Source organism: Bacillus cereus group sp. RP43, from assembly GCF_040459645.1.
GTDB classification, from domain to species: Bacteria; Bacillota; Bacilli; order Bacillales; family Bacillaceae_G; genus Bacillus_A; species Bacillus_A mycoides_C.
In genome coordinates, this window is sequence record NZ_JARVHQ010000001.1 from 732,579 (window position 1) to 744,471 (window position 11,893).

Sequence of the window (11,893 nt, forward strand, 5' to 3'; positions counted from 1 at the left end):
AATAATGGAGTTACTGTATAGAGTCTTACTGATCAGAAAAGCCTTATCATTTGCAGCTCGTTTCATCCCGCTATTTGCGGACAGTCAGACTCTACCTCAAAATTCGGCGAATGCGAGGAAATTAGGTGGGGAGATAACTGCCCGATTGTTGGGGGCAATAATCAGTGGGATGAACAAAATAACCACTAAATAAAGGTTCACTTTATTTTAACTTTGAGAATGATGGTGATTTTTTTATGTTGAAAGTAAAACGTCCATTTGATGCCTATTTAGATGAAATGAATAAAATTACAATTTTGCTCCCACATGCGTATGGAACAAGTCGGACATTTCGTTTGCAAGAAGGAAGTAACGTGAAAGATTTACCGATTTCTCATACGATTGCGCTTCCGGATGCAACGAAGTATGAGTGCTTTATAGAAGAGCCGCTAGATGTGGGAAAGTATTATACAGTACGAGATGAACGGAATGAAGAAACAGATTTACAAATAGGTGCTGTCATAAGAACAGCGATTTTCGATGAAAAGTATTATTACGAAGGTACAGATTTAGGTGCTGTGTATCAAAAAGAGGCAACGACATTTAAAGTATGGGCTCCAACTGCGAGGCTTGCGAAAGTAAGGATTTATAAAAGTGATAAAGAATATACCGATCATGAAATGTATAGAGGAGAAAATGGGGTTTGGACTCATACATTACAAGGCAATTTAGCTGGAGAAAATTATACATTTCTTGTTTGTATTAATTTAATATGGAATGAAGCGGTGGATCCTTACGCAAAGTCAGTGACTGTAAATGGGAAGTACGGCGTTGTTATCGATTTGGAAAAGACAAATGTAACAAAGCAAGAGCAATTACCACCATTGCAGGCAATGACAGATGTCATATTGTATGAACTGCATATTCGTGATGCCAATATTCATCCAAACAGTGGGGCGAGTAAAAAAGGAACATATAAAGGGCTAATGGAAGAAGGGACAACAGGGCGAAATGGGACGTTAACAGGCTTGTCTCATATAAAAGATTTGGGTGTTACACATGTTGAATTATTGCCTGTATATTGTTTCGGTGGTGTAGATGAGGTGAATCCTTCTTCTGCATATAATTGGGGTTACAATCCATTATATTACAATGCGCCAACGGGATTTTATGCTACAAACCCATCTGATCCGTATGACAGGATAGTAGAGTGTAAGCAACTGATTGAAACATTTCATGAGCACGGCATTAGGGTGATTATAGATGTTGTATATAATCATGTTTATGAAAGAGAGTTATCATCATTTGAAAAGCTTGTCCCAGGATATTATTTTCGTCATGGTGAAGATGGTATGCCTTCTAATGGGACGGGAGTCGGGAATGATATAGCATCTGAACGGAAAATGATGAGGAAATTTATTATAGAATCTGTTTTATATTGGCTTACTGAATACAATGTTGATGGATTCCGATTTGATTTAATGGGAATTTTAGATGTTGAAACGATGAATGCGTTAGAAAAAGAAGTGCGAAAAATAAAGCAGGATGCGCTGTTATTAGGTGAAGGATGGGATTTACAAACACCGCTTCCTCTTGAAGAGAAAGCGACGTTAAATAATGCGAATAAAATGCCATGTATTGCACAGTTTAATGATCAATTTCGTGATGGAATAAAAGGAAGTACTTTTAATATAAATAAACGTGGCTTTGCATTTGGTGGGTATGTAGACTGTAATCATTTGCAGTATATAGTAGCTGGTAGCCTTTTAAGTATGAAAGAGACAGGATTGTTCCTAGAGCCAATGCAAAGCATCAACTATGTAGAATGTCATGACAATATGACGATGTGGGATAAACTAGTGCAAAGTAATCCAGAATCAGAAGAAATTTTGAAGAGGCGTCATCGTTTAGCGACTGCAATGGTTATTCTTTCACAAGGGATTCCTTTCTTACATGCGGGGCAAGAGTTTTATCGTACGAAGCAAGGAAATGAAAATAGTTATAATGCAAATGATGAAATCAATCGATTAGATTGGGATCAAAAAGAAAAAGAGATGGAGACAGTTAACTATATAAAAGGTTTAATTGCGATTCGGAAGGAGCATGGGGCATTCCGATTAAAAAGCGCTGACCTTATAAAAAAGCATATGACTTTTTTGCAAACATCAAAAGAAACACTTGCATACCATTTGCGAAATGTAGAATCTTTCGGACCATGGAAAGAGATTGTTGTGCTATTCAATAGCGGTTTGCAAAATGAAATAGTTCAGCTCCCAAAAGAAGAAACGTGGCATGTATTAGTAAACGAAAAGCAAGCAAAAACACAGCCAATTTCTTCATTTAGAGGAAAGGAACTTCAAATGGCTCCAACTAGCACGTATATATTGGCGATAATGTGACAAATCGCTACTTGACGATGAGAATGTAATAAATGTAGAATTGACAAAGGTGACGATTTTGATAAGTTGTCATTCTATGAGTGATTTTGTAAAATAAACTAGAAGAACAGGCGATTTATCCTGTTTTCGGCTTATGCCAAGTTTTTTCATTCAAATACAATAAAGTATATGAATCCACAACATGTGTAGAAATGTTGCGGTTTTTCTTTTCATAACTATAAAAGATAAGGATTTGTTAACGGGTAATGAATATGGAATGGTTGGAACAATTATTAGGAAAAGAGTGGAGTCTTATACCGGCTGGTGGAGTAACGGGCGATGCATATATTGCGCAAAATGGACAACAAAAGTTATTTTTAAAGCGGAATACATCGCCCTTTTTAGCGGTATTGTCAGCAGAAGGAATTGTTCCAAAATTACTTTGGACAAGAAGGGTAACAAACGGTGATGTGATTTCTGCTCAAAAATGGCTTCCGGGACAGAAGTTAGAGTCAGAGGATATGAAACTAGAACGTGTTGCGAAACTTTTGAAGAAAATACACTCCTCTAAAGCGCTTGTGCAGATGATTCAAAGGTTAGGAAAGCAGCCGCTTCATGCGCAAGAGTTATTACAACAATTACAGCTCGTTTTAAGAGGAGATATAAGAGTTGATGAAACAATTCAGCAAGGTCTTCAATATTTAACTGAGTCATTAAAAGATATTGAGTACAATGAATTCGTTGTATGCCATTGTGATGTAAACCATAACAATTGGATATTGTCGGATGAAGATGAATTGTTTTTAATTGATTGGGATGGAGCTGTTATTGCTGATCCAGCTCTAGATCTTGGTATGTTATTATATTGGTATGTTCCGCGCCATGAATGGAGTAAGTGGCTTGGATATTATGAGGTTGAACTAGATGAATCATTGCTTAGGCGTATGAGATGGTATGTGATAGCACAAACGATTTTATCTATTCAATGGCACACAACAAAAAAGCAGCAAGCAGAAGCTAAATATTGGCATCAATATTTACAGCAACTACTTGCTTCAGAATAATACTTAAGAAAAATTGTCCATTCCAGCAATCCACTGAGTAAGCTGTTCTTGATTATTGGAAATATGGTTGTCCAAATTAGAGGAAGATTTACCCGATTGACTATAAGAATATACATCGTTTAGCATTGATTTAGCGTCACTACTTATACTATCGTTTGCGAGTAACGATTGAATGAGGCGCTCTAATTGCTCGCATTCAGAAACTGTTCCGCAGCAATCACTTTGATGGTTGACTAAAATATCTTTTAACACTTCTAATTGATGCTGTTGATTAATTGGCATGAACGGATCATCCTTTCGAGTGTTTTTCTCTCCCTAGAAATGTAAGAGAAAAAGCTGTTTCGTCATGGAATGTTTAGTGCTTTATGTAGTTTTTATCAAAATGGTACATCTTATACTTGAAAGAAACGGACCGAGTGCTCGTACGTACTTGGTTTTTTGTTTGATAGATTGATTAAAACAGAAAGAAGGAATTTTTCCTTTAAAATAGTTTTGTAAAGAGAGGGAGACATCTATGCGTTTAAGACATAAGCCTTATGCAATGGATCGAATTAATGAATATTCACATATCGTAATCGGAAACCCAGAGGAGCGCGCTGGTAACTGGAAAGAAGTATTTGGGAATGAACAGCCAATTCATATTGAAGTAGGTACAGGACGTGGCCGCTTTATGTATGATATGGCAAAAGCGAATCCACATATTAATTATATTGGAATTGAAAAATTTACAAGTGTTGTTGTAGATGCACTTGATAAATTAATTGAAGAAGAAGTACCGAACTTAAAGTTAATTAATAAAGATGCTGAAGATTTAACAGTTTTCTTTGCGAAAGGTGAAATTGATCGCGTTTATTTAAACTTCTCAGATCCGTGGCCGAAGAATCGTCATACGAAGCGTCGTTTAACGTATAAAACATTTTTACACAATTATGAAGAAGTGTTAGTAGATGGCGGAGAAATTCATTTCAAAACTGATAACCAAGGCTTATTTGAATATTCTCTTATGAGTATGGCTGAGTATGGTATGTTATTAACGTATCTTAGCCTAGATCTTCATAATAGTGATTATGAAGGAAACATTATGACAGAATACGAAGAGAAATTCTCTAGTAAAGGTCATCGTATTTATCGAGTTGAAGCAAAATATCGTACGGAGCCTATGCAGTAATGCGTAGGTTTTTTTACATGAAAAATAATCGGAATATTATGTTAAAATCAAATAGAAAAGGGGGATGGGATATGGAACAGTTACAAATTGGAAATATAAAAGTGACGTGGCTAAAAGGTGGGAATACACATTTAGATGGAGGCGCGATGTTTGGAGTTGTGCCAAAAGTACTTTGGTCACGCAAATATAAACATAATGATACAAATCATATTTATTTACGAACAGATCCGTTACTTTTACAAACGAAAGACGGTAATATGCTCATTGATTCCGGAATAGGAAACGGTAAATTGAATGAGAAGATGAAGCGGAATCAAGGTGTAACGGAAGAATCATCAGTTTATGAATCATTAGAAAAACTAGGATTAAAGCCTGAAGATATTCACTATGTTTTAATGACGCACCTGCATTTTGATCATGCATCTGGTTTAACAAAATGGGAAGGTGATCAACTTGTACCAGCGTTTCCGAATGCAAAAGTTTATGTTAGTGAAACAGAATGGAATGAAATGAGGAACCCAAATATTAGATCACGCAATACATATTGGAAGGAAAATTGGGAGCCGATTGTAGATCAAGTTGTTACGTTTCAGCAAGAAATAGAAATTACAGATGAAATAAAAATGGCGCATACAGGCGGTCATAGTTATGGACATGCAGTTATTGCTTTGGAAAGCCAAGGGGAAACGATGCTTCATTTAGCAGATCTCTTGCCGACGCATGCACATCAAAATGTACTATGGGTAATGGCATACGATGATTATCCGATGACATCGATTGAAAGTAAACAAAAGTGGATGAAGTACGGCGCTGAAAAAGAGGCATGGTTTACATTTTATCATGACGCGTATTACCGTGCAGTAAAGTGGAATGAGGAAGGGCATATCGTAGAAAAGATAGAGAGAAAAACGAGTATAGAAGCATAAAAATAGGAGGGTGTTCCAGAATATTTGCTGGAGCAGCCTCCTATTTAGATATGCTATATAAATGATGAAGCATATCCCCATTATAATATTTAGTCATGAATTCTTTTTCTTTAATCATACCAAGCTTCTTAGCAACTTTTTGTGAAGCAATATTGTCATGTTTAATAATTGAATAGACTTTTGACAGTCCTAACTCATTAAAAGCATATTCTTTAATGCCTTTAGTAATTTCACTTGCGTAACCTTTATGCCAAAATTCTTTTTTTAGCAAATATCCAATTTCTATGACCTGTTCAACATCGGCATCCTGCATACTTAAACCGGCATTCCCTATAAACCCATCAGTTTCTTTTAGATATATCCCCCATAAGCCAAATCCAAAATCCTTATATCGTTTTATATTTCTATCTAACCAGGATTGAACATCAGCATCAGAAAAATTGTGTTCATAAGCATACATTACATCTGGATCTTGCAACATCATTTTTAAATCATCAAAATCATCTTGTCGCATTTCCTTTAGGTATAAGTATTCGGTTTCTAATATCATCTATACTCCTTTTATTTCTTTCGCAATTAAAAAATAAGAGGTTCACCTAATGGGAACCCTCCTTTTTATGCTGCTATAACCTCTAAAACAGTACCTGTTTTAGCATCAACTAAAAATTCAAATCGTTCTTGTATATCATCTAACATCGTTGTAAGACCGCCGCGATAAACTTCGTATGCGACATCATATTTTTCAAATGTCTCTGGAACCATATGTACCCAAGAGCCAGTAATTTCACCTTTATGACTTAATGCTTGTTTCACCATTTTTAATGCTTTTTCTGAAGAAATATGGGATTGTTCTTGTACTTTGTTTGCAACAAGATAACCAGCTGCGAACCCAACACCAAGACCTGCTACTAAACCTTTCCAGCTCATATATTCACCTCAATTCTGTAAAATAAAAATAGTGTACCAATAATAATTATAAAGCAAATACAGCTAAAAAAGAAGAAACTAGAAACATTTCGAAAATTTCGTTACAATAAAAGAGGTATTCTACTAAGGTTTGAAAGAAGGGGACTTCGTGAATAAAGAGACATTACAATTATTTCGTACGTTAACAGAATTACAAGGTGCATCAGGTTTCGAACATGATGTACGCCGTTTTATGAAGCAAGAATTAAGCAAATATGCGGATGAAATTGTACAAGACGGTTTAGGTAGCGTATTTGGTCTGAAAAAAGGGGACGAAACTGGCCCACGTGTTCTTGTAGCAGGTCATATGGATGAAGTAGGTTTCATGGTTACGCAAATTACGAAAAATGGGATGCTTCGTTTTCAAACGTTAGGTGGCTGGTGGAGCCAAGTACTATTAGCTCAGCGTGTACAAGTTATGACGAAGAATGGTCCTGTTATTGGGGTTGTTGGTTCTATTCCTCCTCATTTATTAAGTGATGCGCAACGTGCAAAACCGATGGATATAAAAAATATGTTAATTGATATAGGTGCAGATAGTTATGAAGATGCGATTGAGATTGGTGTAAAGCCTGGACAACAAATCGTGCCAATCTGCCCATTCACGCCGATGGCAAATGAAAAGAAAATTATGGCGAAAGCTTGGGACAACCGCTATGGATGTGGCCTTGCAATCGAGTTATTAAAAGAATTAAAAGATGAAACATTACCAAACACATTATACTCTGGTGCTACTGTACAAGAAGAAGTAGGTCTTCGCGGAGCCCAAACTGCTGCAAATATGATTCAGCCAGACATTTTTTATGCGCTTGATGCAAGTCCAGCAAACGATGCGTCTGGTGATAAAACGCAGTTCGGTCAATTAGGAAAAGGTGCTCTTCTTCGTATTTATGACCGCACAATGGTAACTCATAGAGGAATGCGCGAATTCATTTTAGATACAGCTGAAACACATAACATTCCATACCAATACTTTATTTCACAAGGTGGTACAGATGCGGGCCGTGTACATACAAGTAACTCTGGTATCCCATCAGCAGTAATTGGTGTTTGTGCACGTTACATTCATACACATGCTTCTATTTTACATGTCGATGATTATGCGGCAGCGAAGGAATTAATTACGAAGCTTGTGAGAGCGACGGACAAAACGACGTTAGAGACGATTAAGAATAACGCGTAAAGAGGAAGGGTGAAAAACCCTTCTTTTTTTAGGTTGAATAGATGACCCAGCGATGAATGGTAGCGGTCAGTGCCTAGTTGGTGCTCGAGCGATGTATTAAGACCGCGGGTAGGAAGAGAGAGGAAGGCTGGTTTTGAGTTCGAGGACGGTAATGTTGAGGGAAGCCACCTTCTTTTTTAGGTTGAATAGATGACCCAGTGATGAGTGGTAGCGGTCAGTTTTTAATAGATGCTCGTACCACGTATAAAGAGTGGTTTTATTAAGACGAAAAGATGAATTTTATAGAGGTGAAAGAAATGAAGGTAGTAGTTGGATCGAAGAATAAGACGAAGGTTGGGGCTGTAGAGAAGGTTTGGGAAGATGCTGAAATTATATCTCTTTCTGTTCCGTCAGGAGTAGCAAACCAGCCTTTCTCAGATGAAGAGACGATGCAAGGAGCAGTAAATAGAGCGAAGAGAGCGGTGCAGGAAGGTGAAGCTCATATCGGCATTGGGCTAGAAGGCGGCGTTATGAAAACGGAGCATGGGTTATTTATGTGTAACTGGGGTGCTTTAGCGACAATTGAAGGTAAAACATTTGTTGCAGGCGGGGCACGTATTAAGTTACCAGACGATTTTTTAGCACCTCTTGAAGAAGGAAAAGAGCTAAGTGAAGTGATGGAAGAGTTTGTAGAGCGAAAAGATATTCGTAGTCACGAAGGTGCTATCGGTATTTTTACAGATGATTATGTCGACCGAACGGAATTATTTGTACACGTGGTTAAGTTACTTGTTGGGCAATATAAGTATGATGAAAAGCAAGCATAAACCTTGCACCACGCGCGATGTATGGTAGTATAAAGAAAAGATTATAGTGTGAAAAAGTGCACTCGTTAGAGGAGGAAATATAGATGAAATCATTAGAAAGCATGGAACAATTCCAAGAATTAAAAAATGAAGAGAATGTAGTCTTCATGTTCTCAGCAGAATGGTGCCCAGATTGCCGTTTCGTTGATCCATTTATGCCAGAAGTAGAAGAGAAGTATAGTGATTTCTCATTTTACTATGTAGATCGTGATGAGTTTATTGATCTATGCGTGAAAATAGATGTATTTGGCATTCCAAGCTTTGTAGCGTACAATAAAGGTGAAGAAACTGGACGCTATGTAAATAAAGATCGTAAAACACAAGAGCAAATCGAAGAGTTTATTGAAGGTTTAAAATAAGACAATTAGCCAATTGAATTGTAAAAACAACCTCTACCTTCGCGGGGGAGGTTATTTTTTTGGAAGGGAGGAAAAAGAGATGAAAATGACAAGTAAAAAGATGAAAGACGAGTTAATGAAGAAATTATCTCGACCAGAATGGGGCTTTCATTATGATAGCGAGAAAGAAGTTCTTCGTATTGAACAAACAGACTCGAAAAAAGGTATTAACGTATCACTTCCAGGAGTAGTGGCAAAATGGGAAGTGAACAAAGAAAAAGCGATTGAAGAGGTCGCTTATTACGTACAAGAAGCGCTAATTGCAATGCATAAAGAAGAAAATAGCACGGCGAAAATTTTACCCGTTATTCGCTCTACTTCTTTCCCGAAACAATCAGAAGAAGGAAATCCGTTTCTTATGACGGATCATACGGCGGAAACACGTATTTACTATGCACTAGATTCTAATAAAACGTATCGATTAATTGATGAGTACTTATTGCAAAAATTAGAACTTACAGAGCAACAAGTACGTGAAATGGCATTATTTAATGCTCGCTCATTAGGTTATGAATTTAAGCAGGACACAGTAGCAGGTAATACATTCTACTTTTTAAACACAAATGATGGATACGATGCGAGTCGTATTTTAAACGAATCGTTACTACACTCGATGCGTGAAAAGATCTCTGGTGATATGGTTGTTGCAGTTCCTCACCAAGATGTATTAATTATTGCTGATATCGTCAACGAAATCGGTTATGATATTATTGCACAAATGACAATGAAATTTTTTGCCGAAGGGCATGTTCCGATTACATCACTTTCATTCGTATATGAAGACGGGGACTTCGAACCAATCTTTATTTTAGCGAAGAATCGGAAGAAGACAGATGGAAAAGAGAAAGGATGAACGAAGTGAACGTTTTTTACAACCTTGAAGGAATTGGTGACACTTTAATTGTTACCTTACAAGATATTACTTTAGAAACCCGTACATTTGACCGCAAAGGAGATGTTGCTCGCGTTTATGATCGTGAAAGCAACGTAACAGGAGGATTCAACATCTTTAATGCGTCTTCTTATGTAGAAGTAACAGACAACGGAAACGTTACATTAACGAAAGAGTTTGTTGAAAAAATTAACGATATTTTAGCGAAGAACGGCTTTGAAGAAAAAGTAGAAGCTGATTTCACGCCGAAATTTGTTGTAGGCTATGTAGCTGAAAAAGAGAAGCATCCAAATGCTGATAAATTAAACATTTGTACAGTAGAAATCGGTACAGAAACATTACAAATCGTATGTGGTGCACCGAACGTTGATGCAGGACAAAAAGTTGTTGTTGCAAAAATCGGTGCTGTAATGCCAAGTGGTATGTTAATTAAACCAGCTGAACTTCGCGGTGTTCCTTCTTCTGGAATGATTTGCTCTGCACGTGAGTTAGAGCTTCCAGATGCTCCACAAGAAAAAGGTATTCTTGTATTAGAAGATAGCTTTGAAGTTGGACAAGAATTTAAATTTTAATTGATATTAGAAAAGTAGCCTCGCATACGTGAGGCTATTTTTTTATGCGAAATTCCTAGCATTGTAACGTTTCCTCTTAAAATCTATATTGTATTTTAAAAATGGATTAGGTAAAATTTAGAAAAAAGAAGGGGATAGACGTATGAAACAACAACCAAAAATCGCAGAACTTCTGAAACGAATTGAAACTTCAAAACAGCAAGATATCGAGTTAGGTTCCTATGAAATATATGTGTTTAGTGAAAGTGAATTAGAAAAAGGGCAAATCGGTTACCGATATGATAAACATAAAAATTCATTAATAAGCAATGAAAGCGGAAGATGGCAAGAAGGATGGATTGTTATCGGATATGAAACGGATATGGGAGATCCTGTTTTCGTTAATGTAGATGAAGGTACTTGCCCTGTTTATACAGCTGAGCGCGGTACGGAAACGTGGCAACCGATTTATATCGGGAATATGGATGATATTATAAAAATACTATAAGAAAGTGCTTTGAGTCCGGTGCAAAGTGATAGGAGAGAAAAATGAAGTATATAAAAATAATGAGCGCTATTGCAGTCATTGGAATATATATGGGAGGTTGTTCACAAGAAAAACTGAAAAAAGAAACAACATCTTCTGTACAAGAAAAAAACAACGATAAAAAAGAAGACGCACCGGTAGAAAAGCAGCAGGAAGAGCAAGAAAAGAAAGAAGAGCCGCAAGCTATTCAAACGAGTGAGCAAGCAGAGACTAAGCAGGAGGAAGTGCCGACCACAGAAAAGAAAGAAGCAGTCCTACCTGCGCAGCAAACGGAGCATCCAGCGCAAAATAATGAACAAAAAATAGAGAGTAATGAGAAAAAAGAGAAGTTTCTCGTCGTTATTGATCCTGGGCATCAACAAAAAGCCAATTTAAATCTAGAGCCAATTGGTCCAGGGGCAACTACGCAAAAATATAAAGTAACAGACGGAACAGCGGGAGTTGTAACGAAAAAGAGGGAATCAGTTCTTGTATTAGAGATGGCTTTTATATTGAAAGAAAAACTGGAAGCAAAAGGTATACAAGTATTGATGACGAGAACGTCACATGAGGTTGATATAAGTAATAAGGAACGAGCGACATTCGCGAATAATCATAAGGCGAATTTATTTTTACGTCTTCACGCGGACGGTTCCGAAAATCCAAACCAAAGTGGGTTCGCTGTATTGACGCCAGCGGAAGGAAATCAATATACGAAAGAAATCTATGCTGAAAGTTTTCAAGTCTCTCAAACAATTGTAAACAAAATGAGGGAAAATCATCAGGTGAAAGTAAATGGAATTAAATTTCGAGATGACCTTTCTGGATTTAATTGGTCGAAAGTACCCGGAGTACTATTAGAACTCGGATTTATGTCAAACCCAGAAGAAGACAAAAAATTATCTGACCCACAGTATGTAAATTCTTTGTTACAAAGCGTGACGGATAGTGTAGATGAATATCGGAAAAATAAAGCTTAAACTGCAGTCTTATATGGAAGGCTGCTTTTTTCTATAT

14 protein-coding genes are annotated in these 11,893 nt (G+C 36.9%); 11 read left to right on the forward strand and 3 right to left on the reverse strand.

The genetic code is table 11. The features are described from left to right. Nucleotides 1-236: 236 nt before the first annotated feature. Both pulA and QCI75_RS03790 read left to right on the forward strand, forming a co-directional pair. A complete protein-coding gene (pulA, locus tag QCI75_RS03785) occupies nucleotides 237-2,378 on the forward strand; it encodes a type I pullulanase (protein WP_353759982.1) in 2,142 nt (713 codons plus the stop codon). Nucleotides 2,379-2,623: 245 nt separating this feature from the next. After that, the gene (locus tag QCI75_RS03790) at nucleotides 2,624-3,421 is read left to right on the forward strand and encodes a phosphotransferase family protein (RefSeq protein ID WP_144504662.1); all 798 of its coding nucleotides are present in this window, start codon (nucleotides 2,624-2,626) and stop codon (nucleotides 3,419-3,421) included. 3 nt (nucleotides 3,422-3,424) lie between these two features. Here QCI75_RS03790 and QCI75_RS03795 read toward each other — a convergent pair whose 3' ends face one another. Beyond that, nucleotides 3,425-3,703 (reverse strand): YtzH-like family protein, encoded by a 279-nt coding sequence (locus QCI75_RS03795; RefSeq protein WP_088098040.1) that lies wholly within the window; start codon nucleotides 3,701-3,703, stop codon nucleotides 3,425-3,427. Between the two features lie 232 nt (nucleotides 3,704-3,935). Here QCI75_RS03795 and trmB point away from each other — a divergent pair, with 232 nt between their 5' ends. Further along, nucleotides 3,936-4,589, forward strand: coding sequence for a tRNA (guanosine(46)-N7)-methyltransferase TrmB (trmB, locus tag QCI75_RS03800; protein ID WP_144504664.1), 654 nt, complete (start codon nucleotides 3,936-3,938; stop codon nucleotides 4,587-4,589). Between the two features lie 71 nt (nucleotides 4,590-4,660). Then, the gene (locus QCI75_RS03805) at nucleotides 4,661-5,515 is read left to right on the forward strand and encodes a YtnP family quorum-quenching lactonase (protein WP_144504666.1); all 855 of its coding nucleotides are present in this window, start codon (nucleotides 4,661-4,663) and stop codon (nucleotides 5,513-5,515) included. 40 nt (nucleotides 5,516-5,555) lie between these two features. Here QCI75_RS03805 and QCI75_RS03810 read toward each other — a convergent pair whose 3' ends face one another. Next, a complete protein-coding gene (locus QCI75_RS03810) occupies nucleotides 5,556-6,065 on the reverse strand; it encodes a GNAT family N-acetyltransferase (protein ID WP_144504668.1) in 510 nt (169 codons plus the stop codon). 65 nt (nucleotides 6,066-6,130) lie between these two features. Then, complete coding sequence (locus QCI75_RS03815; protein WP_000118541.1) at nucleotides 6,131-6,442, reverse strand: PepSY domain-containing protein; 312 nt, start codon at nucleotides 6,440-6,442, stop codon at nucleotides 6,131-6,133. A gap of 148 nt (nucleotides 6,443-6,590) precedes the next feature. On the opposite strand from QCI75_RS03815, the gene QCI75_RS03820 reads away from it, so the two are divergent. The 7 genes from QCI75_RS03820 to QCI75_RS03850 all read left to right on the forward strand — a co-directional run bounded on the left by QCI75_RS03820 (nucleotide 6,591) and on the right by QCI75_RS03850 (nucleotide 11,856). Then, nucleotides 6,591-7,664, forward strand: a complete 1,074-nt coding sequence (locus QCI75_RS03820; RefSeq protein WP_001031515.1) for a M42 family metallopeptidase — start codon at nucleotides 6,591-6,593, stop codon at nucleotides 7,662-7,664. Between the two features lie 296 nt (nucleotides 7,665-7,960). After that, on the forward strand, nucleotides 7,961-8,470 hold the full coding sequence (locus tag QCI75_RS03825) for a DUF84 family protein (RefSeq protein ID WP_144504670.1): 510 nt from the start codon (nucleotides 7,961-7,963) through the stop codon (nucleotides 8,468-8,470). An 83-nt stretch (nucleotides 8,471-8,553) separates the two neighbouring features. Continuing rightward, nucleotides 8,554-8,868: a thioredoxin family protein gene (locus tag QCI75_RS03830; RefSeq protein ID WP_144504672.1), complete on the forward strand. Its 315-nt coding sequence runs from the start codon at nucleotides 8,554-8,556 to the stop codon at nucleotides 8,866-8,868. Between the two features lie 79 nt (nucleotides 8,869-8,947). Further along, on the forward strand, nucleotides 8,948-9,760 hold the full coding sequence (locus QCI75_RS03835) for a DUF1444 domain-containing protein (protein WP_144504674.1): 813 nt from the start codon (nucleotides 8,948-8,950) through the stop codon (nucleotides 9,758-9,760). Beyond that, nucleotides 9,757-10,371, forward strand: a complete 615-nt coding sequence (ytpR, locus tag QCI75_RS03840) for a YtpR family tRNA-binding protein (RefSeq protein ID WP_098775617.1) — start codon at nucleotides 9,757-9,759, stop codon at nucleotides 10,369-10,371. Before QCI75_RS03835 ends, ytpR begins: the two co-directional genes overlap by 4 nt. Before the next feature lie 142 nt (nucleotides 10,372-10,513). After that, nucleotides 10,514-10,858, forward strand: a complete 345-nt coding sequence (locus QCI75_RS03845; RefSeq protein ID WP_144504676.1) for a thiamine transporter — start codon at nucleotides 10,514-10,516, stop codon at nucleotides 10,856-10,858. 41 nt (nucleotides 10,859-10,899) lie between these two features. After that, a complete protein-coding gene (locus QCI75_RS03850) occupies nucleotides 10,900-11,856 on the forward strand; it encodes an N-acetylmuramoyl-L-alanine amidase (RefSeq protein WP_144504678.1) in 957 nt (318 codons plus the stop codon). Nucleotides 11,857-11,893: the final 37 nt, after the last annotated feature.